The sequence below is a fragment of the Pseudomonas sp. CG7 genome, assembly GCF_023701885.1.
Taxonomy (GTDB): domain Bacteria; phylum Pseudomonadota; class Gammaproteobacteria; order Pseudomonadales; family Pseudomonadaceae; genus Aquipseudomonas; species Aquipseudomonas zanjanensis.
The window spans coordinates 49,388-76,370 of the sequence record NZ_JABAEE010000012.1; the positions used below are offsets into that span (position 1 = coordinate 49,388).

Here is a 26,983-nt window from a genome sequence, read left to right on the forward strand (position 1 = left end):
GTGATGACAGAATAATTACCTCGCGTATATGCGAGAAGGCGTATGTAATGCAGCTGAATGTGTGCTCGTTTCCCGAGATTTTGCTTCGAGTCGTGAGCGTATGGGGTTGGATGCTGTGCATGTGCGCGTATTCGCCTTTGCGGATTTACTGTATATTCGAAAAAACGTATATTCGGAAAACCATATCCAATTCGAGACTTGGCGATGACCGATAAGACCCGCGTGCTGTTTGTTTGTGTGGCTAACGCTGCCCGCTCGCAACTGGCTGAAGCACTTCTGCGGCACACTGATTCCGAACAATTCGACGCATTCAGTGCAGGTACTGCGCCCGGCGAGATCGATCCCCGCACCTTGGGATCGCTTCAGCACCTGGGTGTGAGTACTGAAGGGTTGCACAGCAAGTCTATCGATGAGTTTGCGGGAGAGCGTTTCGATTACGTCATCACGCTATGCGATAAATCATCTCTGGAATGTCATGCCCTTCCAGGCGCCGGAGAGGTACTGGCCTGGAACTTTGAAGATCCGGTGACCAGCGCCAAGCACGATGCATTCCGTCACACCCTTCACGAGATCCATGAACGCATCAAGATGTTCGTGTTGGTGAAAACCAAACGTTGAGACCCCCTATGGCTGACCATCTGACACCGACCACCGTATTCAAATGCTTGGCTGACGAAACTCGCGTTCGTCTGATGTTACTCATCACCCGTGAGCAAGAGCTGTGCGTTTGTGAACTGACCTGCGCACTCGATGAGAGCCAACCGAAAATCTCCCGGCACCTGGCGCAATTGCGCAGTTGCGGTTTGCTGGAGGATCGTCGGCAAGGTCAATGGGTGTATTACCGCCTGCATCCCAGTCTGCCGGATTGGGTGATTGCCGTACTGAAAACCACACTGGATGCCAACCAGCACTGGCTCAGTCCAGACGCCAAACGCCTCGACGTGATGGGTGATCGCCCACAGCGCTTGGCCGCTTGTTGCTGAGTTAACGCCTGCCCGAGCAGCGCTCGACCTTTACGAGATAGCCCGATGAAGATTCTGTTTCTCTGCACCGCCAACAGTTGCCGCAGCATTCTTTGTGAAGCTATGTTCAATCACTTGGCTCCGACTGAGATGCAAGCCTACAGCGCCGGTAGCCAGCCAAAGGGCGAAGTCCATCCATTGAGCCTGAAAACGTTAAATAAGGCTGGAATCTCGACCGCAGGGCTCTACAGCAAGTCCAGCGATGTCCATGTGAACCTGGCCCCTGATTTTGTCATCACGGTTTGCGACAAGGCTGCCGGCGAAGCCTGCCCGGTCTTTTTTGGCCCGGCCACCAAGGCCCACTGGGGGCTGGCAGATCCTTCTGAGTATCAAGGGACTCAAGAAGAGATGGAGGCGGCTTTCGAAGCCACTCTGGAACAGATCAGAACCCGCATTGAAGCCTTCCTGGCGTTACCACTCAAGCAGTTAAGCGCCGAGCAACTCAAGGCCGAACTGGCCTTGATTGGCACTTTCTGACTCTGGGGATATGACAATGAGTAAAAGTCGTCTTTCTTTTTTAGATCGCTACCTAACGGTCTGGATTTTTCTCGCCATGGCGATTGGTGTGAGCTTGGGTAGTCTGTTCGAAGGGCTACCGGTCTGGCTTAACAGCCTTTCGGTGGGTTCGACCAACATCCCGATTGCCATCGGCCTGATTGTGATGATGTATCCGCCGTTGGCCAAGGTCAGGTACGAAGAGCTGCCGGAGGTATTCAAGGACAAGCGCATCTTGGCGCTATCGTTGATCCAGAACTGGGTGATTGGCCCAGTGCTGATGTTCGTACTGGCCATCGTCTTCCTCGCTGACAAGCCAGAGTACATGACCGGCCTGATCCTCATCGGTTTGGCTCGCTGCATCGCCATGGTGCTGGTGTGGAATCAGATCGCAGGCGGCAATAACCAATATGTCGCCGGGTTGGTGGCCTTCAACAGCATCTTCCAGATCCTGTTCTTCAGCGTGTATGCATGGATCTTCTTAGGTCTACTGCCGCCATTGTTCGGCCTTCAGGGCAGTGTGATTGACACCAACTTTGTCAGCATCGCGGAGTCCGTGCTGATCTATCTGGGCATCCCGTTTCTGGCCGGTTTCCTTACGCGCAGGATCCTCATTAGCCGCAAAGGCGAAACCTGGTACAGCCAGCGCTTCATTCCGCGCATCAGCCCACTGACCCTGGTCGCGCTGTTGTTGACCATCGTGGCGATGTTCAGCCTCAAGGGCGACATGGTGTTGCAGTTGCCGCTGGATGTGCTGCGCATCGCTATCCCGCTGACTATCTACTTCGTGGTGATGTTTTTCATCAGCTTTTGGATGGGCAAGCTGCTCCGCGCTGACTATCCACGCACCACTGCACTGGCCTTTACCGCTGCCAGCAACAACTTCGAACTGGCCATAGCCGTCGCCCTCGCGACTTTCGGCCTCGCCGCGCCGGTGGCCTTCGCTACTGTGATTGGCCCGCTGGTTGAAGTGCCGGTGTTGATCTCCCTGGTCGGCGTGGCCCTCTGGCTCAAGCGCCGCTGGTTCGATCATCCGAAGGGTGCCCTCGCTCAGGAGTAAATGTATGACTGAAGAAATGATCCCCAACCTCGATGCCGAACTGGTCGATCTGCCAACACTCGATAAGCTCGGCAGTACGTTGTCGGCCACGCACAAGCCGCGCATCCTGCTGCTCTACGGCTCGACTCGCGAGCGTTCGTTCAGCCGCCTACTGACTGAAGAAGCTGCGCGCCTGTTGCAGCACCTCGGCGCAGAAACACGCATTTTCAATCCATCTGAGCTGCCGTTGCCAGATGACGTACCGGACAGCCACCCCAAAGTGCAGGAGCTACGCGAACTGGTGCTCTGGTCAGAAGGTCAGGTCTGGTGCTCCCCCGAGCGCCATGGCTCGATGAGCGCGGTGTTCAAGGCGCAGATCGACTGGATTCCATTGACCATGGGCGCGGTGCGCCCAACTCAGGGCAAGACGCTGGCGGTGATGCAGGTTTGTGGTGGCTCGCAATCTTTCAACGTGGTTAACCAGCTACGTGTGCTGGGTCGCTGGATGCGCATGTTCACCATCCCTAACCAGTCCTCGGTGCCAAAGGCCTACCTGGAGTTCGACGAGGCCGGGCGCATGAAGCCTTCCTCATTCTACGACCGTGTCGTGGACGTAATGGAAGAGCTGGTGAAGTTCACATTGCTGCTGCGCGAACGGCAGGACTATCTGGTCGACCGCTATTCCGAGCGTAAGGAATCGGCGGAAGAACTTTCCAAACGCGTTAATCAACGCTCTATCTGAAGGACGATTGATCGTGCACCTACATCCGTACTCCGTGCTCACCACGACAGCTGTGCAAGGCCAACTGATCTTCACTCCTTGCCCAGGTACCAAAGACGCGTCGGTCGCTGAGGCGCTGGACACTCTGAAGACCGCAGGTGCGTCGGCATTGCTGACGCTGATGCCCAGCGAAGAGTTGAGCCAGAACGAAGCCGAGAATCTGCCAGAGCAATGCCAACAGCACGGCATCGAGTGGTTTCACCTGCCCGTGGAAGACAACCAAGCGCCTGCTGAGTCGTTCCAGGCTGCCTGGGAGGCCAATCGTGAGCGGATCAAGCAACTGCTCACCGAAGGCAAGAATATTGCCATTCATTGCAAGGGCGGCTCGGGCCGTACCGGATTGATTGCAGCGCAACTGCTGATCGAATGCGGAGTGCCGTTCCGCGAGGCAGTAAGCGAAGTACAAGCGCTGCGTCCGCGTGCGATTCAACACCCTGCGCATATCAACTACATCAGCCAATTCGACATCGCCAAGTCGCAATTGCCCCCAGACAGCAGTCCCAAGAGAACAACAGCATGAGCATCAAAGTAGGTATCAACGGTTTCGGTCGCATCGGTCGTCTCGCCCTGCGTGCAGCCTGGGGCTGGCCAGAGTTCGAGTTTGTGCAAATCAATGACACGGCAGGCGATGCAGTAACCCATGCGCACCTGATCAACTTTGACTCTGTGCATGGTCGTTGGCACAACGAAGCCAGCGCAGATGGCGATCATGTGGTGATTGGCGGCAAGCGCATCAAGGTCACTGCGAACAAAGCGATTGCCGATACCGACTGGTCGGGTTGCGATCTGGTGATTGAGGCCAGCGGCAAGATGAAAACCGTGGCGGTGTTACAGGCTTACCTGGATCAGGGTGTTAAGCGTGTGGTGGTCTGTGCGCCGGTCAAGGAGCAAGGCGCCTTGAACGTGGTGATGGGCGTTAACCAGCACTTGTTCGACCCGGCGCAGCACCGCATTGTGACCGCTGCATCCTGCACCACCAATTGCTTGGCCCCGGTCGTCAAAGTGATCCACGAGAACCTGGGCATTCGCCACGGCTCGATCACCACCATTCACGACCTGACCAACACCCAGAGCATCCTGGATCAGCCGCACAAGGATCTGCGCCGCGCCCGCGCTTCAGGCATGAGCCTCATCCCGACCAGTACCGGCTCGGCCACCGCCATTGCGGAAATCTTCCCCGAACTGCGTGGCCGCTTGAATGGTCACGCGGTGCGTGTACCACTGGCCAACGCCTCGCTCACCGATTGTGTGTTCGAAGTGGAGCGTGCCACCTCGGTGGATGAGGTTAATGCGTTGCTCAAGGCGGCGGCAGAAGGCCCACTGAAAAATATCCTCGGCTATGAGGAGCGCCCACTGGTGTCCATCGACTACCGAACCGACCCGCGTTCATCAATCATTGATGCGCTGTCGACGATGGTGATCAATGGTACTCAAGTGAAGATCTATGCCTGGTACGACAACGAATGGGGTTACGCCAACCGCGCTGTTGAGCTGGCCAAACTGGTCGGTTTGGCCGATTAACAGGAAGAGATCATGAACGCGTTGTCAGCCCTTTCACCGCAAGTGCGCCAGTACCTGTTGGTGACCGGCAATTACTGGGCCTTTACCCTCACCGACGGTGCGCTACGCATGTTGGTGGTGTTGCACTTTCATGCGTTGGGCTACAGCCCGTTACAGATTGCGTTCCTGTTTCTGTTCTATGAAATATTCGGTGTCATCACCAATCTGGTCGGCGGTTACTTGGGTGCCCGTCTAGGTCTGAATCGCACCATGAACATTGGTTTGGGACTCCAGGTGGCAGCCTTGTTGATGCTGACTGTGCCCGCCGCTTGGCTGACCATACCTTGGGTAATGGGGGCCCAGGCGTTGTCGGGCATAGCCAAAGACCTCAACAAGATGAGCGCCAAGAGTTCCATCAAACTCCTGGTGCCCGACAACCAACAAGGCACCCTCTATCAATGGGTGGCAATTCTCACTGGCTCGAAGAACGCGCTCAAAGGCGTGGGTTTCTTCCTGGGCGGTGCGCTGCTGGCATTGCTGGGCTTTACGGTTGCCGTGCTAGCGATGGCCGCGACTCTGGCGTTGATCTGGATAGCCAGCCTGTTCCTGCTGAAGAAGGATCTGGGCAAGGCCAAAGCCAAACCGAAGTTTCGCGACATCCTCTCCAAGAGCAGAGCAATCAATATCCTTTCGGCGGCGCGAATGTTCCTATTCGGTGCCCGCGATGTCTGGTTCGTTGTTGCGCTGCCTGTCTATCTGAGTAGCGTGTTCGGGTGGGACTTCTGGAAGGTAGGTGGCTTTCTTGCGGCTTGGGTCATCGGCTACGGCATTATTCAATCGTTGGCCCCAAACATAACCGGTAAGAAGCGTGGCCACGTCCCGGATGGAAAGGCTGCATTCGAGTGGGCGGCCTTGCTCGCGGGCCTGCCTGCAGCAATCGCTCTCGGTCTCTCGACGGGTTGGTCGCCGCACATTGTGCTGCTGGGTGGGTTGATGGTGTTCGGTGCGCTATTTGCGGTGAACTCCTCTTTGCACAGTTACCTCATCGTCTCGTACGCCAAAGAGGATGGGGTGTCACTGGATGTGGGGTTTTACTACATGTCCAACGCCCTGGGCCGATTGCTCGGCACCGTGCTGTCCGGCTGGATCTATCAGGGTTACGGATTGGAGGCCTGCTTGTGGGTTTCCACGGCCTTCGTGTTGTTGGCCGCCCTAATTTCTATCGCCTTGCCTAGGCATGCCGAGGCGATATGAAACTGTAAGATGTTCGGTAAGCATCTCACTGGCGTTCCACCCATCAAAGATGGCGATACCAACGTAGATGGTGCTAGCTACTGAATAGCTCCGCACCCAGCAGTCATTGTGTAAAAAATTCGGGTGAGCATCCGTAGCCAACTTTCAGCATACGAGAGGACGAGTGAAGAAACACAAGCGGTGTTACTCCGAGCGCTCTGCCTCCGCCTTGACTCGAACGTTAGCCTTGATGAGCGCGCTGCGCAGGCTGGCCAAAACGTAACCGGCGTGAAAGTCATAGTCGGCTTTGGCTTGCTTGACCACCTCTGCCTGGGCCTCGCAAGCGGCGACGTCGACCGGATCCGGTGGAACGGCAAACAGCTTGGCTTGTAGCGTCAGCCACTGCTCGCGAGCGGCCTGCAGGTTTTGCATGGCTTCGTCGGCGGTGTGCATCAGCTCCGGTAGGTCAGCTATTTCAATCAACATGGCGACGCTCCCAGAACGGGTTGGTGAATCGAGCATAGCCTGTGGTCGATCCCTGCGCTTCTGATTTTTGCTCTTCAGCGGGAGTGAGAGAGCATGTCTGCATCTGCCCCCGCCGAGGTGTCCCTTGACCCATTAAGCTTTGAGCAGTCTTAATGTCATGCCTGCGTTCACTCCGTGAGGAGCAGCTATTTACAGTTGCCAGCCTTTCGATATCCCGCCGCCTGGGCGTCAGATTCAGAATCAAAAGTAATTTGGTTTTTCGCCGACACCTGACCATAACCAGGGCACCCCATTGAGAGGTGGTACACCTGACTCTTCCTATTAGCAATGATCGTACCTACCCCGGTCGAGCTCGCCAGGGTTGGCTGGGCTGCGGCTCGCGGAGGATTAACGGGAAGGGCGCTAACTACCCCATCACCAACCGCTTTGTATCCTTGCGACCAACGTCGGTCACCGGTTACGAAAGGATTGGCGTGCCCCATGATTGCCGCAATGCGTTTATCCCGCTCTTTCTCCCAGGCCGAAACCGGGTACTGCTTGTCCCAGGCCATCAGTAGCTGTTGCTGCTGACGAGACATGCTCAGGTTGTATCTGTCGAACATGTAAAAGGTTGTTCTGGCGACCAGCCCTTTAACCTCGTCACGCGGCTCCGCAGTTCGTTGATCGAAATCAACCCGTGTCTTGCATTGCCCATACTGCGGCGCTATCCCGGAGGCCATACCGTAGTTGAAATTACTACGGTCGCCATTCACCTCCCCAACAGATGGGTAGAGGTTGAACAGGTCTGCCTCCATTGCTCGAAACACGGGATCATCGTCTACGCAGTGCTCCCGTCCGCCGTTCTTCCAGCATTGGCGTTGGTTACCGAAAGTCCAGGCAGGAACAATGTGTTCCCACTCAGTTCGTTCAGCTCGGTTCTGCTGTTTCCTGGTTTGATAACCGCAAGATTCAGCATCGATCCGGCCACCTGACTTGCCTACCCATGTCCATTTGCATCCGCAATACAGCTCACCAAAGGCACTGTTAGCCTGGTCAAGGTAGATTTTCTGCTTTGCTATGACCTTGGCTTCGGAGAAGGTCGAGGGAGGACTAGAGAAGGCGGGGGTAATTACTGCGAGGAAGAGCGTTACTACGGACAGCAGTTTTTTCATTGGAAAACATTAGAAAATTAGGGGGCGTGCATTATACGCACGACGCAACGTCTGCCGACGGAAGACAGGAAGCCACCTAAAGCATGAAAAGTTTGTTTCAGTGATCTGAGCCTCACACCCCGAGGTCGAGTTGCAATCTCCACTCCAACAAGTCTTTCGTCAACGTATCTGGTGGCAACGCAACTACGATACCGCGCAACAGATGGTAGCGTTGGCCATTAGGCAACGCGACTGCGTCTGGATTGTCTTCGAACAACCGGGGCCCCATTGCAGCCAAACGCTGTCCTTCACGCAGAGCCTGCAACGCTTCAGCACCCAACCACTCACTTCGTAGGTAACCGAGGATATCCACTGGGCGGGTTTTCACGTAGCTGGCCAAGAGCTCAGCAACCAGGTGCGCCAAGCTCTCCATGCCCAGCGTCGCAGCGGCAAGCTGCCAAATTTTACTTCCTGGGGAACAGTAATTGCCATGAGCCTACGTGTCATCCTTGAGATCTGACGCTAACGCGCCTTTCAATTCAAGTAACGAGTCCAGCTATCGAACGTCCTCACGCGGATCGTCTGACATCGGTATGGACTCCTCAACGTGCCGGAGAAGGGCTTCGCTGTCGTTTCCATTGAGATCAAAGACAATCATGATGAGTCCGGAGTTTTGGAAGAGGGGGCGAATTAGCAGGCGTACCCATGACTGACTCTTTCAAGTTCAGCTTTTACGAGTTCGTATCCCGCTTCAGAGTGAGCGAGCTGCAATGGTGTGCTATCTCCGAGAGCGCATTTCGGCTGGTTCAGCCATCTGTCGGCTTTGGCTTTGTTGGCAAAAATTTGCTCGGCTTGCAGTTCTATAAGTTCGACATAGTTCTTCATTCTGGCTCCGATAAAGTATCTTCTCTGGGACGTCTTCATACCGATGGTTGTGTCATCTGATACGCTGCAGTTTCCTCAGAGCATCCTGTTAATGAGTGATGCTCTGATCAAATTCTGACCACCATAGAACGGTTTCCTAACGGCCTCTATTGATCATCACGTGAAGGAGACTTCCCCAGAGGGGGTGTAATGGCGGGAGTATAATATTCAGAGGGCGTGCTAAATGGAATACTCGGAATTCCTGCGGCGAAGCTTTCTGGATATAAGCCAGTGTCATTTGATAGTTGAGGTGGGCTAGAAATTAGGTGATATTGATAGTATGCATATAGATAGGGTTTGGATTGATAGTTTTTGATGCTGTTTTTTTTGTTCATTGTCAGTGCTCGGAAAAAGGTATGTTTGGTTACGGAGGGGTCTGATTTATTTGACAATTGTTAGTCTGGATCGAGTGTTGGGGTTATGTAGTTCCAGTTCCATGTCGTGTAACCGTTTCAATAATAGTAGCTCTCGCCCTAATGATTGCTCATACAGTAATCGATAATGTTCTTCTTTGTGAGTTTTCTGTTCGAGTTTCGATGTGGGTGCTTGGTATTCTGGCTGCTCTTGTTTTGCTTTTTGAATGGCAGAAATTAAGCCATAAAATACACGCCGGCTTTTCTTGATTGAACCTTTAGATCTCCCAGCCTCCAACGCTACACTGTCATTGGAAATACGTGTTCCTAAAGCCACACGTTTGGGTTTATTCCGGATGAGCCGATCAAGCGCTTGCTCATATTCACTAAGCATAGTCACGAAATAATCTCCATTCTCATGCGTTTAAAGTCGTTAAGTTGCTCTACTTCTGTGACATATTCCATCGTGTTGGGTTTAAGTTGATCAACAAAATTTTGTTGTTCTTCAATAAGAGAATCTATTTTAGAATGTTGAATCAAACCGTCCTTACAGTTGATGCAAGCGGTCACAACCACATGCGCTCGTAATGCACATCCACTACGTGACATACAACCACCCAAAGCGGTTTCTCGGTAAAAAATCAACCCGTTCCGGAAGTTTTTAGCGGTTTCACTCCTATCTCTATAGATAATAAAATTGTCGATGTCTGCCTGAGTGTTGGCAGCTTGTGCTCCATAAATAGCAGTGCCGTTATCCAAGACATTCGAGGTGTAAGCTCGCGACTCCCATAAAGATTGCTCGTCCGTAAAATCATTTTTGATATGATCATTTGGTGTATCAAGCAACCAAGAGGCGTTGGAAAATCCTCTTGAGTAATACATCGTCATTTCAATCCTGATGTGATGAAGGGCGACTTTCAAAGATGATAGATTGACTAAGCCACTTTGAAGCGCGTAAACGCATAATGATCTACGAAATTGGTGCGTGGTTGTAGGCCAAGTGTTACCAATCGCAAATTCAGGGTCTGCATGCCATTCCCGATGGGGATCAATATTCGATAGATGGCGAAGATCATCGTTGTTTATAATCGAAGGCGGCAATAAATGGTCGTAAGTAATTGGGGCAAGGTTGGCTATAATTATTTTTTTGGTATTTTCCAGATTATAACGTTTGTAGCCGTTGCTGAATGGAAAGTGGCTGCACGATATGAAAAGCGGATTTTTCTCTGATGGCGTCCAGCCATTAATCTCTGTGATGAGTTTTGCTATTGATAGTGCTGCTGAATACGGGGCTTCGATCTCGACGGAAGTAACCCAGTTAACAGGTGTTTTTTCTCCAGTTAGTTTCGTGGTAACGCTAAGTATTCGTGCAATTCGACCATGAGTCCCATCGACGATACTGAAACTATTTTGCATCATCGAGTAAGCTTCGGAATCCCTCATTCCTGAAAATATATGCATCAACATTTTGGATGCGTACTGTACCAGGCTATAATAGCCTGATAGCTTGGATACATTGGTTATATCATACTGTTTGAATAAATCATCAAGGCCATAGTTGAATGTTGCCTCGCGGAAGTTTGGCCTGTAATTTTCTGCGTCGTTAAGGTGTTGCTGGGTCTCACTTCTCCCGTAGCTCATGTCCTGTGAAATTTTAACTGAGAATATATTAAGTTTTTCTTCATGTTGAAAATAGTCATCGACTATTTTTCTGTAGTTTGTGATTTTTTCTAGAAGGATATGCGGTGGGATTACCGGGTGTTGATTTGTATCCTTTTTTGAACTGCGAATGGCGCGGGTGATTGGTGTCAAAGAGCTTGCTGGTGCCTTGTTTTCGATATTGTATTGGGTGGTTCGGTAAATAGCTCTAAGGAATGGTTTTAATTTTTTCAGATTGCCGTGTGTTAATGTTTGCGTAAACTTATCCAGCTCGACTTCGCTGTGAATAAGGTTGTACATGTCAATTGAGAGGTTGTGGCAGTATTCGGCCATATCCCATAAAAGTAGAAAATAATTGTATAGGCTGGTGATTGATATGTTGATGCCATTGTTGCCTGTTAAAGTATTCCACAATACTAGTAGCAGTTCTTTGGTTTGGGAGATTAGTTGTTCCTCTGCTTTAATCTTGTGAAAGTTAAAGTATTTTGGTGACTTAATCGACGTGATATAACATTCGAGATTCCATGTGTTGTCGCTGAATATGGAAAGTGTGTCGCCATTTTCGTTTCGTGAGATGACGAATTCAGGTCTGATGGTTAAAAGTCGAAGTGTTGTGTTTGGTTGTATTGTGGCAATGGAGTAGTCATGTTTTCGAAGGATCATACGATGGCCCCTGCACGAACTAACATAAATAATTTTGCGTTCCAGTAGGACGTCATTTCACCGTAGGCTGAAACCTCCTCCCCAATATCCTTTACTCTTGTTGCTCGATCTTCTGAGATACTGGCGATATCATTTAGAGCAGATGAAATTTTTGCCAATGTTTTGCCAAATGATTGAAAAAAAGTGGTTTCTGATTTCGCTGACGCCTTCATTTCAGTGATAAAAAAAGACATGCTGTGAAGCTTTCGAATGTCATTGTCATCGGCATGCAGAGCGAAACTTGAGCAAAAAAGACAGCCCAAGAAATTTTTGCAGTCAGGTTCCAAATCGACAGAGTTAATATTACTAGGATTTCTGTGGCTCAGGCATTGCCCGGCCGGAGTTTCATCACTATCTACTTGTGATGATATTATTCTCACTCTTTGATTTAATTTTTTATAAAAATTAGTTAGTTCTCTTTCTGCCTCGTCTATGTTTCCTTTTGTATAGTTTCGTAAGATGGTCTGTGGCGAGTTTTGTAAAAGCTCCGATGCGACCAGCGGGTTGTGCTTTTTGATTATAAACTTGGATTTTATTTGTCTGGCGGTGCTGGTGTTAATTGGAATAAATTTAATGCCAAGCAATCCTTCTATGCGCTGATAGAATTTGCCGATGCTGTTCAGTGGTAGTGGAGAGGCATAAGTAGCTGATTTCCTATCCCAAGATAAGAAAGCATATTCGTAATCGAGATTTTTAAGCATGAGTTTTCTCAGTGTTAAAAATTTCTCGGCGTACTTTATGAGTCGTTTGGTAATGGGGTGTTCTTGTTTTTTGTATCCCGCTCTTGGCTTGATTGAAGATGTATTGTGGGATTGGATGAGATCTATAAAATCCTCCAATTTTAGTTTAATGATTTGCGCTTCATTCATGCCCGTGTTAGCGGCAAATAGACACAAGAAAGCATCATGAGCTACTTTGGCTATCTGCAGTCTAAAAGGGCTATCAATGCTGCTGTTTGATGCGGTTACGAAAGACTCCGTACGATTAATTAGCTTTATAGCATCACTTCGGTGGCTATGCTTCATGTGGCTCATGCGTGTGAGTAGTTGCTCTGGCGTTCGGATTTCGCCCGTTGCATAGTTCCAGGCCATCGCGTAATTCTGGTCATTACTATAGATTTGGGTCTCGCTCGCAATCCATTTTTTTGAAGGAATTATCCAATGTGGTACGCCACTAAGCCCTAAGAAGAAAGGTAGTTTTGTAAACGTGATAAGGTGGTCAGTTAATTGGTTGAAAACGCTATAGCAGAACTTATAGCTAGCTGAGTAGTCACTTCCGGAGGGTAGAGGCTTAGGTAGCTTGACACCAGGTTTGAGGCGTTTTAGAACGTAGCTTTCTACATAGTTTTCGAAGAACCAATTTCCTGAGTGCAAAACCTCCCGTTGGATCTCTGAGGCGCGAGAAGAAGAGATATTGTTATCAAGAAAGGTTTCTTGAAGGTATTCTGTGTAGGCTTCTACTGCTAAATTGTATTGATTCATATTGTGAAGGGCAAAGTGGAAGCTCGCTCTATCGCACCAACTCAACATTTTTCTTAGTCTTTCAAATTTTGCATGTACAGTAACACCCTGCAGTCCGAGGCTTACAGCAGTACCAGAATTAATGGCCCAGTTTCTCAGCGCTGCTGATCTATGGGGGTCAATAGTTAGTTGCCCTGCAATGATGGCAGGGCTAAATGCATAAGCTCCGAGATTTATAAAACCATAGCTCTGATCAAATTTTACACGTAATGTTTCAATTCTCGCATTTTCAATGTCGTCAAAAAAAGTCTCGGGTTGCTCGTGATTAAAAACGATATCTGTCCGGCTCTGTTGATTACTCAAAGTCAGTGCTCTCCATCCGGTTCTCCAAATAAGTTTCGAAGTCTGATTGGGTCTGATATATAAGTTGCTGGTATCTGCGCGCGTTCAGATACTCCAAAGTGGTTTTAACGTTTGTATGCCCTAGTGCCTCCCGGACAATATCTAGTATCAAATTTAAAGCTTCAGGTCTGTACTCGAATTCTTTCCACTTTTGCTCCACTAGATTCATACCGAATGTGGCTCGCAAGTCATGAAACCGAAACTTGAAGTCTTTATGTTTTTTTTGAATTTCAGGGGTCAGTTGTTGTGCTAAGAAGCTACGAACGCCTTGGCCTTCCGGAACATTTTTATAGTGCTTTCGGCTTTTGTCACGCTTTCGCATATAATAAGGGGAGCCATTTCTATTCAGAAATACATACCCTTCACTACTGGCACCAGAAGTGAGGAGATACTCATTCTTGCGCTCGGTGTAACGCTGGCTACAAAGGTACGTTTGTATTTTTTTGTAAAGCCAAGTCGGTACATATATGGCCAATCGTTTATCTTTCTTGGTGTCTGCTCCCTTGCCGCGCCCCACAGGGATAGCGACTTTTTTTCGTCCGTCGTCGATTACTTCGCTGAAGTTGACAGGAGGAAGAGTAAGCAGTGTTTGAATTCTGGCGCCAGTAACTAAAGCCAGCAGAAAGATGAAAATCATCTCTGGGTTTGCAATTTCAAAAAGGCTACTAATTAGAGTTTTTTGTATTTCGGATTCTATTGGCGTGAGTACTCCACCATCGCGGATTTTTCCAGTTAATGATGGATTGTTTTTTGGAACTTTTATTGCAAGATCGTAACTTAGGCGCTGCTTTGTGTGCCGAAAACCGTAATCGTCTATATACGCATAGGATACCAATTTTTCCTTCCAAAGCTCATGTGAAGGCTTGAAATGGTGTTGGTTCAACATCCATATGTAAAACCCGATGACATTCCGCATCCGTCGTGCGGCAGTACTCGGCGCGCAGGTCTCCTCTTTGATCTGTCTACTTAGAATTGATCGAAAAAAATAAGTTGGTCTGCTAATAGGGCGGCTAGGAAAAATCCGGTAGTCAATGTTATAGGGATTTAGTGTTCGTTTGAATATTACTAGGTCGTTCGCTATCAATCTTAGTGTTTTGTTGTCGATGGGCTCGATAGAGGAAATAAGACTTAGCAGATAAAGGTTGCCGTCACTCCACAGTGTGTTATCTGGGTTGAGAATTACCGGGAAATGATAATAGGGTTCTACTTCATCTCTGTTCCAGTGGTAACCAGAAGATTCGTTGTTGTCTATGTGTATAGGATGAGTAATCGACTTCGAGATCGACCCTTCGACGAATTTATCCGTTATGTAAAGTTCTCTTATGTTTAGTCTGCGATAGGTCGTGGTCATGGTGACGGCTCGAAATTTTTGTACAGTCCATCTGCAAAAAAAATAGCTGTCAATAGATAATTATATGTTATTGAATTTAAAGGTATTTATCGTTGTTTTCAATAAATGGTTAATTCGTAAATCCGATGTTTTTTCGTGAATCAATATATGTGTAAATAGTGGTTATATTTTTCTGAAAGTTTGGATAGTTTGAAGAGGTGCGGTAGTTTTGGTTGTATATGTTTCCGAGGGCGTGGTTGTTTCTTGTGATTAAGTTCTTGATTTGAATTTTTATTGTTTGTTGGTACTTAGGTTTTTAGTAGCACTCCGGTCACGATTTGAGCTTATCCCCTACTACAGATGCCGGCGTTTGCTGAGCTTCACATCATGAAGTGTGCGTATAAGCACAGAGCGCTTTATCGTTTGTGTGTGAAAAGCACTGTTTGACGTTTCCAAATCGAATCAGAACCCGTACTTCTTAGTTTCGGCAATAGAACAATGCGCCTGAGGTCAATTGAGGGATCCCTTTCCATTGCCGATATTTGGCGTTGAAGGATGGGAGGGATGAGTCTTTGCGTACTTCAGTCCCGGCAAGGCGGAGCTACTGGCTACCTTCTGCGTGTTGAATGGCATTGCGACGAGTAGAGAAATGGGAGCGTTTGGGGATTGAACGGTTACCGCGTGTTGAAGGAGCTGGCGGTTCTGGGAGGTTTTTGCATGCCGTGATGCGGAAATGGACATGTTGTACATCATTTTCGGTCGATTTGAACTTGAATTTTGCTATGAAAACCCTTGCTGGTTCAGACCTTCAGCTGGGTTGTCCATTTCTGGCGATTTTCTATGGAGTAGTGATTTCTGTGAACTTATCTGGTGTAGCTTTGCGACTGGATGCAGCCGATGGCGAACATGAAGCCGCGCGCGGCGTTGGCCCAGTCGGCGCCGATGGCCAGGACGCTGGCGATGTCGAAGGCGCTGACGATCTTGCCACTGGCGCCGAGCTTGATCTTGTCCCGCAGATTCAGGCCCACCAGGGTGTTGTGCACGAACAGCAGGCCCTCGCGCAACGGCACGCCGATGTGGTCGGTGAACTCCACCGGCGCCGCGCCCGTGCCGCCTTCCTTGCCGTCCACCACGATGAAGTCGGGCAGGATCCCGGTTTCCAGCATGGCCTTGGCAATGCCCATGAATTCCCACGGATGCCCCAGGCAGAACTTGAAGCCCACCGGTTTGCCGCCGGACAATTCTCGCAGTTGCTGGACGAACTGCATCAGTTCGATCGGCGTGGAGAACGCGCTGTGGCATGACGGCGAAATACAATCCTCACCCATGAGGATGCCGCGGGTCTCGGCGATTTCCCGAGTGACTGTGTGCTTGGGCAGGATCCCGCCATGGCCGGGCTTGGCGCCCTGACTCATCTTGATTTCGATCATCCGCACCTGCGGATTCCGGGCCTGGGCGGCGAAACGCTCCGGGTCGACGCGTCCGTCGCTGGTGCGACAGCCGAAATAGCCGCTGCCCAGTTCCCAGGTCAGGTCGCCACCGTGTTCGCGATGGTAGGGGCTGATGCTGCCTTCTCCGGTGTCGTGGGCGAAGTTGCCGAGCTTGGCGCCTTGATTCAATGCCCGGATGGCGTTGGCGCTCAGGGAGCCGAAGCTCATGGCCGAGATGTTGAACACCGAGGCCGAGTAGGGCTGGGTGCATTGCGGGCCGCCGACCGTCACGCGAAAACCGCTGGGGTCGCTCAACGGCGCCGGGCGCATGGAGTGGCCGATGAATTCGAAACCGGTCTGGTAGACGTCGATCAAGGTGCCGAAGGGGTTGTCGGCGCGTTCGTTTTTGGCCCGGGAGTACACCAGCGAGCGCTGGGCGCGGGAGAAGGGCAGGGCATCGCTGTCGGATTCGAGCAGGTACTGGCGGATCTCTGGGCGGATGCCTTCGACCAGGTAGCGGATATTGCCCAGGATTGGATAGTTGCGCCGCACGGCGTGGCGGCTCTGCAGCAGATCGAACAACCCCAGCAGGCTCAACAGCCCGGTCACCAGCGCAATGGGCCAGAGCCAGTCGTGTTGCAGGAACGGCAGGCTGGCGAGGGTGAAGATCACGCAGCCAGCGAAGAAGGCGTAGCGGCTCAGCAGCGACAGGCTCATGCGGGTTCCTTGGGGTTGAGCGATTGGCGAGACATTAGCTTGGAATGCAGCCCGTGGCGAGGGAGCTTGCTCCCGCTGGGCTGCGCAGCGGCCCCAAGGGGTCATTGCGACCATTCAGACAGACCGCGTCAGCAGGTTTTACGACGGCTGCGCCGCCGAGCGGGAGCAAGCTCCCTCGCCACAGGTTGTGTGTGTTGGCTGGAATCGCCGATAACCCGTGGGAGCGAGCTTGCTCGCGATGGAGGTCGCACACTCAATACCTGCATTGACTGACCCACCGCTATCGCGAGCAAGCTCGCTCCCACAATTTGAACTGCCGAGGGGCTCAGCCTGCCTGCTTCATCTGCCGCACCGGCAATTCCACGCGGAAGGTGGTGCCGACGCCGACTTCGCTGCGGACGGTGATCTCGCCGTGGTGTTTTTTCACGATGCCGTAGGACAACGACAGCCCCAGCCCGGTGCCTTGACCGATGGGTTTGGTGGTGAAGAACGGGTCGAAGATTTTCTGCAGGGTCTCGGGGGGAATGCCCGAGCCGTTGTCCGCCACTTCGATCCACACGGTTTCGTCACCGACCCCGTTGCGCAGGGTGATGGTGCCGCGTTCTGGGCCGATGGCCTGGGCGGCGTTGACGATCAGGTTCATGATCACCTGGTTGATCTGCGACGGCAGGCATTCCACCTCCGGCAACGGTGTGTACTGCTTGACTACGTCGGCCTTGTACTTGACCTCATTGGCGACGATGTTCAACGTCGAATCCATGCCTTGCTGCAAATTGGCCATCTGCCATTCCTGGCTGGAGTCGACGCGGGAGAAGTCCTTCAGGTCCTTGACGATCTGCCCGACCCGTCCGATGCCATCCTTGGATTCCTTGATCAGCAGGGGGATGTCCTCCACAAGGAAATCCAGCTCCACCTGTTCGCGCAGCTTCCTCAGGTTCACCACCAGCTCCGGCGAGGCGATGGCCTCCTCGGCGCTGCTGTAGTCGCTGAGCATTTCCTGGAGCTTGCCGAAGTAGCCGTCCAGCGCCCCCAGGTTCGAAGAAATGAAGCCGATCGGGTTGTTGATTTCGTGGGCCACGCCAGCTGCCAACTGCCCCAGCGAGGCGAGTTTTTCCGATTGCACCAACTGGGTTTCCAGCATCTTGCGTTCGTCGAGCTCCATTTGCAGCAGCTCGCTGGCCTGTTTGAACGCCTGGGTACGTTGCTCCACCAGGTCTTCGAGCTTGTTCATTTTCAACTGCGCACGGGAGGTCATTTCCCATTTGGTGGTCAAGGTGTTGGCCATCTGCTGGACTTCGATGTTGTCGAACGGCTTCTTCAGGATCAGCAAGCGGTCGTGGCCGTTCAGGCGGTCGAGCAGTTCATCCCAGGAGTAATCCGAATAGGCGGTGCACACCACCACTTGCAGCTGCGGGTCGCGGTTCCAGAGTTCTTCGATGGTCTTGGCGCCATCCCAGCCTTCGGGCATGCGCATGTCGACAAAGGCCAGGGCATAGGGTCGTTCCTTGGCCGCTGCCGCCAGCAATTTGTTCAGGCCTTCCTGCCCGCCATAAGCCGAGTCGAGTTCGAACACGGTGGCGGCAGGTTTCGGCGCTTCGCCGAACAGGGCGCTTTCCATGTCCTGCAAGTCCGTGCTGCTGTCATCCTCGGGGGTGAGGATCTTGCGGAAATCTTCATGAATGGCGGGTGTGTCGTCGATCAACAAGATGCGGCGGTTACTCAGGCTGTTCATGGTTCACCTTCTGCAAGTTTCAGGGGCACCTGCAATTGGAACGTCGCCCCTTTGCCTGGCCCCTCACTGTGGGCGGTGAGGTGGCCGTTCATTTCAATGGCCGCCAATGCGCAGCTGTGCAGGCCAAAGCCGTGGCCTTCCTTACGCGTGGTAAAACCGTGAGCGAAGATGCGCGTCATATTTTCCTCCGCAATGCCTTCGCCTTCGTCCTTGACGCTGATTTGCAGGGTCTCGCCATCGACGACGTCCGCCTTGAGCGTCATGTTCCGCGCATGGTTGGACACCCCGGCCATGGCGTATTTGGCGTTGCTGATCAGGTTGATCAGAATCAACAGTAGACGGTGCTTGTCGCCCATGATCCGCGGCACGTCGCCGTATTCCTTGATCACCGTAACATGGTGACGGGTCAGGGCGCCGGAGTTCATGCGCAGGGCGTCTTCGAGCAGCTCGCTGACCACCAGGGGTTCGAGCAGGCTGTTGGCCCCGGCATAGGATTGCTGTGTGGCGACGATGTCCTTGATGTGGTCCACGCTCTTGCTCAACTGGGCCAGCTCATCGGTCAGGCTCTGCTGCTCCGACGCGATGGCCTCCACCAGTTGGTTGAGGTAGCCGGGCAGCAGCTTGCCCTTGGCGTCTTCGGTGAGGAAGTGCCCGAGGTCGTCAGTGTGTTCGTTGATCAATTGCATCGCCTTGCCCAGCCCCAGCGCCTTGCTGCTGCGCAGTTTGCGGCTGACCAGGTCGGCAGAGATGTTCACGCTGTTGAGCACGTTGCCGACGTTGTGCAGCACGTTGGTGGCGATTTCCGCCATGCCGGCCTGGCGGGCGGTGTCCATCAGCTCGCTCTGGGTGTCCTTGAGTTGGCGGGTACGCTCTTCGACCCGTTGTTCCAGCTCGTCGTTGGCGGTTTGCAGGGCGTTGTTGACCCGCTTGATCTCGGCGAAGCTGCGGATCAGCCGGATCCCCAGCCAGATCAGGATCAACACCAGGAGCGTGGCGAACACCAGCAGGTAAACGTGGTTGCGCTCGTATTTGGCCGCGGCTTTTGCCTGGTCTTTCTCGAGTAGGTTGGTAATGGTGTCCAGGCGGCCGGCCAAGGGGACCATTTCGATGCCCATTAATAATTCATTGACCTTTGGCTGTTCCCGCAGGATCACCCCGATGTGTCTGCGCAGGACTTCGACGGAGTTGAGCAGTCCCTCAGGCAGGCGCTCCTTGTTGACCTCCCACTGGTTCAACCCCAGCAGGACCTCAGCCGCGATATCAGGGGAGCTGAGCTGGGCGAACTCCATGCTGCTGAGCAACAGGTCGTAGGTGTCGAGGGCAACGTTCTGCAACTCCAGCCGATACGTGTCGGGCAGCCGGGCGAACTGGCCCTGGATATCGTCCTCGCCGGTGGGCAGGAAGGCCAGGGAGTTGCGCAACACCGCGTTATGGGATTTGAACTGCTCCACCAAGCGGGTCTTTTCCTTGACCAGCTTGAGGTATTCGTCGCGCTGGGCCTCCCAGAGTGACGGCCCATGCCGGCCCGGCTCCGCCTCGATGGCGTCCAGGCGCTGCCACAGGCGTGCCATCTCGTGCAACGGGGAGACCAGCGGGTCGTAGTTGTGGGTCAGGGCGATCCGCGACTTGAGGATTTCGTTGTCCCAGATGGCGTCCTGTTGTTTGAGCAGGCGAATCAGGTCCCGGGATTCAATGTACGAGGCGGCCTGTTGGGCGCCCGAGTTGACGTACATGAATAACAGGATGCCCGCCAGCAAGACGCCAATGAAGGCCAGGCCGAGGCGACGGAGGACTGTCATAGGGGCTTGCCCTCCCATTCACCGGTCAGGGTCTTGAGGAACTCGACGATCAACGTCGTATCGTTCTTGAGGGGCTCACGACCCAGTTGGTACTTGAACATGACCTCTACCGCGCGCTCCAGGGTTGGCGCCGACCCGTCATGGAAATAGGGCGCGGTAACGGCCACGTTGCGCAGGCTCGGTACTTTGAAAACCTGGTGATCATTTTCATCACCGGTGATGTTGAAGCGTCCTTCGTCGGCCCGGGTGGGGTTGCCGCGGTCAATGAAGTAGTCACCCATGATGCCGAATTTCTGGAACATGTTGCCCCCGATATTCACGCCCTGGTGACAAGCGATGCAGCCGTATTCCTTGAACCGCTGGTAACCGAATTTTTCCCGGGGCGTGAGGGCATCGGTATTGCCCAGTAGGTACTGGTCGAAGCGCGAATTGGGTGTCTGCAGGGTGCGTTCGTAATCGGCCAGGGCGCTTTGGATATTGGGCTTGGTCACGCCGTCGGGGTAGGCGTCCTTGAAGTCCTTGGCATAACCTGGGTCATCGGCGATGCGCTTGACCACGGTTTCCCAGGTGCTGCCCATTTCCGTGGGGCTGAGGACCACGATATGCACCTGTTCTTCCAGCGTATCGACGCGGCCATCCCAGAACTGGTGAAAGTTCAGGCCGGCGTTGAACACGGTCGGCGTATTGACCTCTACCGGCTTGCCGTCGCAGCCCAGGGAAACCGGTGTGTCGTCGGCACCGCCCTTTTCGAGGCGATGGCTACTGGCGCAGGACAGCGTGTTGTTGACCGACAGCCGCGGGTCATTGAACAGCCGCAGCCCCAGCTGGACGCGCTTGGGGTCCAGGGTCGGGATCGGTGGCAGGGGCTTGAGGGGTTCGTCCAGTGGGGCGGCGTGCGCGGTCACGCTCATTCCCACGAGCAGGCCGAGCGCCAGAGTCAGTCCATGTAACGCCATGGGATGTTTTCCTTGAAACGTTGGTTGAGGACACTCCGGTGTTCACGAAAACGGGTTCTGGCGTTTTTCCCATTCGGTCATCCAGTCGGCAAAGGCCTGTGGTTCGACGGCCTTGCTGAAGTAATAACCTTGGACTTCCTCGCATTGGTGCTGCTTGAGAAATTCAAGCTGCTCAAGGGTTTCCACCCCTTCGGCGATGATGTGCAGATTCAGGCTCTTGCCCAGGCTGATGATGGTGCTCACCAGCTTGGCATCGTTGCTGTCGATGCTCAGGTCACCGACGAACGACTGGTCGATCTTCAGCACATCCACCGGAAATTTCTGCAAGTAGCTCAGGCTCGAATAGCCGGTGCCGAAGTCATCGATGGCCAGGCGTATCCCCAACTGCTTGATGGCCTTGAGGATGGCGACCGTAGTGTCGACGTTCTGCATCAGTACGCTTTCGGTGATCTCCAGTTCTAACTGTGTCGGTTCCAGGCCGGTTTCCTTGAGGGTGCGGGCGATGCCTTCGACGAAGCCGCGCTGGCGAAAGTCGATGGCCGAGACGTTCACCGACAGGTACAGCGGGCGCATGCCCTCGGCTTGCCAGCGACAGGCCTGCTGGCAGGCTTCCTGGAGCACCCATTGGCTCAGTGGGACGATCAGGCCGCTGTCCTCGGCCACCGGAATGAAATCCGACGGGTAGACCATGCCGTGCCCCGGCCTGTCCCAGCGCACCAGCGCCTCGACGCCGACCACCTTGCCGCTCTTGAGGTCGAGCTTGGGTTGGTAATGCAGCACGAATTCCTTGCGTTGCAGGCCCAGGCGCAGGCCCGATTCGATGGTCTGCTGCTGCCGTGCCCGGCGGTTCATATCCTCGGTGAAAAAGCGGTAGTCGTTGGGGCCGGTCTCCTTGACGTTGCGCATCGCTGTCTCGGCTTTCTTGATCAGCGCCACGGCGTCGAAACCGTCGCTTGGGTAGACGCTGATGCCCAGGCTCGCGGTGACGCTCAGGTCATGGCCGTCGATCGGTTGCGGGGAACTGATGGCCGCCAGCAGTTTGTCGGCCACGCCTTTGATCTGCTGCGGATCGACAATGTCCCCCAGCACCACGACGAATTCATCGGAGCCGTAGCGAAACACCGAGTCGGACTCGCGCACCACGGTTGCCAACGTCCGCGCCACGCGCTTGAGCATCTCATCGCCCACCGGATGGCCCAGGGCATTGTTAATACGCTTGAAGCGGTCCAGGCCGAGGAACATCACCGCCAGTTGCCGGTCGTGCCGACGGCACTGGGCCATGGCCTGGGTCAGGCGATCGCCGAGCAACATGCTGTTGGGCAGTTCGGTGAGCACGTCGTATTGCAGCAGGTGGGAAACCTTGAGCAATTCCTGGACGCGCTCTTCGATCGTGCGTTCCAGGCTGCGCATTTTCCTCGCCGCATCCTGGGCCAGTTGCCATTTCCAGGTCATGGCGCTGGCCATCTGGCGGATTTCCAGGGTGTCGAAGGGCTTCTTGAGGATCAGCAACTGATCGTCGAACTCGATCCGTTCGGACATGGTTTCCCAGGAGTAATCCGAGAACGCCGTGCACAGGGCGATTTGCAGCCGTGGGTCGGCCTCCCACAGCCGCTCGATGGTTTGCAGGCCATCCCAGCCCGGCGGCATGCGCATGTCGGCGAACACCAGCGCATAGGGCTGGCCTTCGGCCTGGGCGCGCTTGACCAGTTCCAGCGCCTCCTCGCCCTGGTAGGCCGAGTCGATCTGGAATTGCAGCCGGCTGACCTGCGGGGTGCCGAACAGCAGGCTCTCGGTGTCGTCCAGCGAGTCATCGAGGCCGGCGCTGGGGCTGAGGATCTTGCGAAAGTCCTGGTGGATCGCCGGCGTATCGTCCACCACCAGGATTCGCCGGTTGGCAGGTACCGACATGGGGTTCATGGATTGCTCTCCGATAGCTGGCTCGCTGGTCGGGTCCAGTGGTCTGTCGCGGGAATGATGGTGCCGGCCTTGAGCAATTCGGCGGCCTGGCCGCTGTCGACCACGGTGCTGAAGTAATGCCCCTGGGCCTGCATCGCCCCGCCGCTGGACATCAGCGTGGTGCGTTGCTCCTGGGTCTCGACGCCCTCGGCAATGATCCCGATGCCCACGTCCCGGGCAAAGTTGATGATCGCCCGCAAGGTCGTGGCGTTTTCGGGATTGTCACTGGCACTGTCTAGGAACCGCTGCGCGAGCTTGAGGTGATTGACCCGGTAGGTCTTGAGGTAGTCGAAGGAGGAATATTCGGTGCCGAAGTCATCGATGGCGATCTGCACACCCAATTCGCAGAGGCGCGGCAGCACGTCGTTGTGGGTCCACTTGGTCTGGGCCAGGGTGGCTTCGGTAACGTCGAAACGCAGGTCCCAGGGCGCCAGTTCCCAGCGCGCGGTGGTGCGCAGCACGTCGTAGATCAGTTCCGGGCCGGTCTTGAGCTGGGTCAGGGACAGATCGATGGCGATCACCGGCGGCGCCATGCCCTGGTCGCGCCATTGGCGCATCTGCTGGCAGGCCTGGTCCAGCACCCAATGCCCCAGGCCAATGATGATCCCGGTCTTCTCGGCGGCGGGCATGAAGGCCGCCGGTTCCAGCCAGCCCCGTTCGGGGTGGTTCCAGCGCACCTGCACGCCCATGCCGAGGATCTTGCCGGTGCCGAGGTCGACTTCCGGCAGGTAGTGCAGGTGCAGCTCGTGGTTTTCGATGGCTTGGCGCAGGTCGTTGGCGAGGGCGACCCGGTCGGTGACTTCCTGGTTGATCTCCTCGTTGTGGAAGTGGTACTGGTTGCGGCCCTTTTCCTTGGAGCGGTACAGGGCCATGTCGGATTGCGCCATCAGGCTGTCGGCACTCAGGCTCTGCGGGGTGTACAGGGCGATGCCGATGCTCACCGAGATCCGCACGTCGTTGCCGTCCAGGGAGTACGGCGCCACGAGGGCGTCGCGGATCTTGCCCGCCAGCGCGGCGCAATGGGTCGCTTCATGCACGTCCAGTTGCAGCAGGGCGAACTCGTCGCCGCCCAGGCGCGCCACCACGTCGTTTTCCCGTGTACAGGCCTTGATGCGCGTGGCGACTTCCTGCAACAGCAGGTCGCCGATGGGATGGCCCAGGGTGTCGTTGATGCGTTTGAAGTGGTCCAGGTCCAGGTAGAACATGGCAAACGGCGCCGCCCCGCGACGCGCGGCGGCGAAGGCCTGGTGCAAGCGCTCGATCATGGTGGCGCGGTTGGCCAGCCCGGTCAGGCCGTCGGTGCGGGCGAGCAGGGCTATCTTTTCTTCGGCCAGCTGGCGTTCGGTGATGTCGAGGATGATGCCTTCCACTTCCAGCAACAGCCCCTGGTCGTTGCGCACCGGGATGTAGCGGTTCTCCACCCAGCGGAACGTGTCGTCGCCGGTGCGCATGCGAAACTCGATGGACGCCCCCACGGTGTCACGGTCGAGGACGCGCACCATGGCCTCCTGGACTTTGGCCTGGTCATCGGCATGGATCAGGGTTTCTGCCCAGTCCGGCGAGTTGATCAGTTGCGCCGCGGAATGACCGAACTTGGTGATGTTATGGGAGATGTACATCAACGCGAACGGCGGTTCGCCCCGCAGGCGATAGAGGATGGTCGGGCTGTTCTGCACGATGATATTGGCGTCGGCCAACTCACGGGTGCGTTCCTCGACCGCTCGTTCGAGCATGTCCATTTTCAGCGCCGCGTCTTCGGTCATCTGCCATTTGACGGTCAAGGCGCTGGCCATCTGGCGGATCTCGATGGCGTCGAAAGGTTTTTTCAGGATAAGCAGGCGGTCGCCCAGTTCGAGGCGCTCGGAAATATCTTCCCAGGAATAATCCGAGTATGCGGTGCACAACGCCACCTGCAGCTTGGGGTCGGCGCGCCATAGCCGTTCGATGGTTTCCAGGCCGTCCCAGCCCGGTGGCATGCGCATGTCGATGAACGCCATGGCGTAGGGTTGCCCTTGGGCCAGCGCCGCTTCGACCTTGTTCAAGGCCTCCATGCCCTGGAACGCCGAGTCGAGCACGAAACTCGTGCCGGCGACCGCCACCGGCGCGCCGAACAGGGCCTCTTCGGCGCTGCTCAGGTTGTCTTCGGCGCTCATCTGCGGGCTGAGGATCTTGCGGAAATCCTCATGGATGGTCGGGGTGTCGTCGACGATCAGGATCCGCCGATTGGTTTTATCCAAAGGCAGGCTCATGGCCGTGCACCGTTTTGATGCGGACTATAGAACCTTGGGAACATCTGCTATCCCTTTCGCTGGCATGAGTATTCGGCCTATACATGGCCCTTCATGGGGTACAGCATAGTCGTCTGATCGGGATGCGCTCGGCCACCGAGGGCAAATGTGTCTAAATCTTCGCAATCTACTAGCCTGTTTTTTGGGGCTAAGGTAGAACGGTTGTCGTGAATCAGGAGGGGGTTGCAAATGGAAGGTCAATCGCCGGATGTTCCGGTAAAGAAGCCGACGGTGCTGCTGGTCGATGACGAAGAGTCGATCCTCAACAGCTTGCGTCGGCTATTGCGCAGCCAGCCGTACGAGATCCTGCTGGCAGACAGTGGCGCCAAGGCGCTGGAAATTCTCAAGGAGCGCCCGGTCGACCTGGTCATGACTGACGCGCGCATGCCGAACATGGATGGCGCCACGCTGCTGGCCGAAATCCGCAAGTTGTATCCATCGACCTTGCGCATCCTGCTCACCGGTTATGCCGATGTGGACATGATGACCAAGGCCATCAACGAGGGGCAGCTTTATCGCTACCTCAGCAAGCCGTGGAACGATGAGGAGTTGGTGCAGGCCTTGCGCCAGGCCCTGGCCCACCAGCATTCCGAAAGCGAGCGCCAGCGCCTCGAAGCGCTGAACCGCGAGCAGAACCAGCAACTCAAGACCCTGAACGCCACCCTGGAAAAACGCGTGGCGTCGCGCACCTCCGAGCTGCAGCAGACCGCCGACATGCTTGACTTGGCTTATGACGAGCTCAAGCGCAGCTATGTGACCAGCACCGAGGTGTTTTCGCTGATCGCCAACCTGCGCCTGCCCAAGGCCAAGCAGACCAACCGGCAGATCATCGAGTTGATCCGGGTCTATAGCCGGCTCAATTTTCTCGATGAGTCCACCGACCGCGACCTGACCATGGCGGCGGCGCTCTACAACATCGGCAAGCTGAGCTGGACCGACAACATGATGGTCACGCCCGCCGACATGCTGCATCACACCGAACTGGAGCTGTACCGCGCCTATCCGAAGCAGAGCGAATCGCTGCTGATGACCCTGGACCCGATGAAGGACGCGGCGCGGATCATCCGCCATCACCAGGAGCGTTGGGACGGCAGCGGTTTCCCCGAGCATCTGAAAGGCGAAGCGAGTCCGTTCGGTGCGCGGCTGTGGAAGCTGGCGGTGGATTTCATCGAGCTGCAGCGTGGGTTGATCCTGGAACGGCAGATGAACAGCGACGAAGCGCTGGTCTACATCCGCAAATACGCCGGCAAGCTGTACGACCCGGACATGATCGAGGATTTCATCAAGGCCTGTGCCGAATACCTGGAAGACGTGACCTTGTCGGACCCGACGGTGCAAGTCTCCACCACTCGCGAGTTGACTCCGGGGATGATCCTGGCGCGCAACCTCAATGCCGACAACGGCATGTTGCTGCTCAACGCCGGCAAGGTCCTGAGCGGCCCGTTGATCGAAAAACTCATTGCCTTCGAAGCGATGGAAGGCGCGCGGTACAGCGTATTCGTCAAGATTCCCGAAGAGGCGGCCGACCCTTCGGCGCCGAAGCCGATTTTGGGGTGAAGAAAACCTGACAGGCGACTGGGGTCCCCTGT

At 54.6% G+C, this 26,983-nt stretch carries 21 protein-coding genes and 2 pseudogenes; 9 read left to right on the forward strand and 14 right to left on the reverse strand.

All coding sequences use genetic code 11. The features are described from left to right. Window positions 1–204 precede the first annotated feature (204 nt). Genes HGO40_RS07370 through arsJ form a run of 8 tightly spaced genes read left to right on the forward strand, consistent with a single transcriptional unit; the run spans window position 205 to window position 6,091 of the window. The gene (locus HGO40_RS07370; protein ID WP_250962481.1) at window positions 205–618 is read left to right on the forward strand and encodes an arsenate reductase ArsC; all 414 of its coding nucleotides are present in this window, start codon (window positions 205–207) and stop codon (window positions 616–618) included. A gap of 8 nt (window positions 619–626) precedes the next feature. Continuing rightward, window positions 627–983: a metalloregulator ArsR/SmtB family transcription factor gene (locus HGO40_RS07375; RefSeq protein WP_053159464.1), complete on the forward strand. Its 357-nt coding sequence runs from the start codon at window positions 627–629 to the stop codon at window positions 981–983. Window positions 984–1,028: 45 nt separating this feature from the next. Further along, window positions 1,029–1,499, forward strand: coding sequence for an arsenate reductase ArsC (locus HGO40_RS07380; protein ID WP_250962482.1), 471 nt, complete (start codon window positions 1,029–1,031; stop codon window positions 1,497–1,499). Window positions 1,500–1,515: 16 nt separating this feature from the next. Continuing rightward, on the forward strand, window positions 1,516–2,577 hold the full coding sequence (gene arsB, locus HGO40_RS07385; RefSeq protein WP_250962520.1) for an ACR3 family arsenite efflux transporter: 1,062 nt from the start codon (window positions 1,516–1,518) through the stop codon (window positions 2,575–2,577). A gap of 4 nt (window positions 2,578–2,581) precedes the next feature. Next, window positions 2,582–3,298 carry an arsenical resistance protein ArsH gene (arsH, locus tag HGO40_RS07390; protein WP_250962483.1) on the forward strand — a complete coding sequence of 239 codons (717 nt, stop codon included), beginning with the start codon at window positions 2,582–2,584 and terminating at the stop codon, window positions 3,296–3,298. A 13-nt stretch (window positions 3,299–3,311) separates the two neighbouring features. Further along, entirely contained in the window at window positions 3,312–3,857 is a 546-nt protein-coding gene (locus HGO40_RS07395; protein ID WP_250962484.1) for a cyclin-dependent kinase inhibitor 3 family protein, read from the forward strand. Next, window positions 3,854–4,858 carry an ArsJ-associated glyceraldehyde-3-phosphate dehydrogenase gene (locus HGO40_RS07400; protein WP_250962485.1) on the forward strand — a complete coding sequence of 335 codons (1,005 nt, stop codon included), beginning with the start codon at window positions 3,854–3,856 and terminating at the stop codon, window positions 4,856–4,858. Before HGO40_RS07395 ends, HGO40_RS07400 begins: the two co-directional genes overlap by 4 nt. A gap of 12 nt (window positions 4,859–4,870) precedes the next feature. Beyond that, on the forward strand, window positions 4,871–6,091 hold the full coding sequence (arsJ, locus tag HGO40_RS07405) for an organoarsenical effux MFS transporter ArsJ (protein ID WP_250962486.1): 1,221 nt from the start codon (window positions 4,871–4,873) through the stop codon (window positions 6,089–6,091). Between the two features lie 183 nt (window positions 6,092–6,274). Here the strand turns inward: arsJ and HGO40_RS07410 are convergent, their stop codons facing one another. From HGO40_RS07410 to HGO40_RS07470, 14 genes and pseudogenes are all read right to left on the reverse strand, one after another. After that, window positions 6,275–6,556, reverse strand: coding sequence for a hypothetical protein (locus HGO40_RS07410; protein ID WP_250962487.1), 282 nt, complete (start codon window positions 6,554–6,556; stop codon window positions 6,275–6,277). Window positions 6,557–6,741: 185 nt separating this feature from the next. Continuing rightward, complete coding sequence (locus tag HGO40_RS07415; RefSeq protein ID WP_250962488.1) at window positions 6,742–7,707, reverse strand: endonuclease; 966 nt, start codon at window positions 7,705–7,707, stop codon at window positions 6,742–6,744. A gap of 669 nt (window positions 7,708–8,376) precedes the next feature. After that, complete coding sequence (locus tag HGO40_RS07420) at window positions 8,377–8,571, reverse strand: MbcA/ParS/Xre antitoxin family protein (RefSeq protein WP_250962489.1); 195 nt, start codon at window positions 8,569–8,571, stop codon at window positions 8,377–8,379. Between the two features lie 420 nt (window positions 8,572–8,991). Beyond that, on the reverse strand, window positions 8,992–9,363 hold the full coding sequence (locus tag HGO40_RS07425) for a hypothetical protein (protein ID WP_250962490.1): 372 nt from the start codon (window positions 9,361–9,363) through the stop codon (window positions 8,992–8,994). Continuing rightward, window positions 9,360–11,285: a hypothetical protein gene (locus HGO40_RS07430; RefSeq protein ID WP_250962491.1), complete on the reverse strand. Its 1,926-nt coding sequence runs from the start codon at window positions 11,283–11,285 to the stop codon at window positions 9,360–9,362. Before HGO40_RS07430 ends, HGO40_RS07425 begins: the two co-directional genes overlap by 4 nt. Beyond that, window positions 11,282–13,147 (reverse strand): hypothetical protein, encoded by a 1,866-nt coding sequence (locus tag HGO40_RS07435; protein WP_250962492.1) that lies wholly within the window; start codon window positions 13,145–13,147, stop codon window positions 11,282–11,284. The genes HGO40_RS07430 and HGO40_RS07435 overlap by 4 nt, the downstream gene beginning before the upstream one ends. After that, window positions 13,140–14,072, reverse strand: a complete 933-nt coding sequence (locus tag HGO40_RS07440) for a site-specific integrase (RefSeq protein WP_250962493.1) — start codon at window positions 14,070–14,072, stop codon at window positions 13,140–13,142. The genes HGO40_RS07435 and HGO40_RS07440 overlap by 8 nt, the downstream gene beginning before the upstream one ends. 1,319 nt (window positions 14,073–15,391) lie before the next feature. Further along, window positions 15,392–16,663 (reverse strand): annotated as a pseudogene (locus tag HGO40_RS07445) (FMN-binding glutamate synthase family protein); the annotation flags it as partial. Between the two features lie 325 nt (window positions 16,664–16,988). After that, entirely contained in the window at window positions 16,989–17,657 is a 669-nt protein-coding gene (locus tag HGO40_RS30795; protein ID WP_502943224.1) for an ATP-binding protein, read from the reverse strand. A gap of 57 nt (window positions 17,658–17,714) precedes the next feature. Beyond that, window positions 17,715–17,801, reverse strand: a pseudogene (locus HGO40_RS30800) (hypothetical protein); the annotation flags it as partial. A gap of 590 nt (window positions 17,802–18,391) precedes the next feature. Continuing rightward, window positions 18,392–20,194, reverse strand: coding sequence for a DAHL domain-containing sensor histidine kinase (locus tag HGO40_RS07455; protein ID WP_250962495.1), 1,803 nt, complete (start codon window positions 20,192–20,194; stop codon window positions 18,392–18,394). After that, on the reverse strand, window positions 20,191–21,150 hold the full coding sequence (locus HGO40_RS07460) for a cytochrome-c peroxidase (protein WP_250962496.1): 960 nt from the start codon (window positions 21,148–21,150) through the stop codon (window positions 20,191–20,193). Before HGO40_RS07460 ends, HGO40_RS07455 begins: the two co-directional genes overlap by 4 nt. Window positions 21,151–21,192: 42 nt before the next feature. Next, entirely contained in the window at window positions 21,193–23,067 is a 1,875-nt protein-coding gene (locus HGO40_RS07465; RefSeq protein WP_207966756.1) for a putative bifunctional diguanylate cyclase/phosphodiesterase, read from the reverse strand. Then, entirely contained in the window at window positions 23,064–25,355 is a 2,292-nt protein-coding gene (locus tag HGO40_RS07470) for a GGDEF/EAL domain-containing response regulator (RefSeq protein ID WP_250962497.1), read from the reverse strand. The genes HGO40_RS07465 and HGO40_RS07470 overlap by 4 nt, the downstream gene beginning before the upstream one ends. A 228-nt stretch (window positions 25,356–25,583) precedes the next feature. Here HGO40_RS07470 and nosR point away from each other — a divergent pair, with 228 nt between their 5' ends. Continuing rightward, window positions 25,584–26,951, forward strand: a complete 1,368-nt coding sequence (gene nosR, locus HGO40_RS07475; protein ID WP_250962498.1) for a response regulator c-di-GMP phosphodiesterase, NosR family — start codon at window positions 25,584–25,586, stop codon at window positions 26,949–26,951. Window positions 26,952–26,983: the final 32 nt, after the last annotated feature.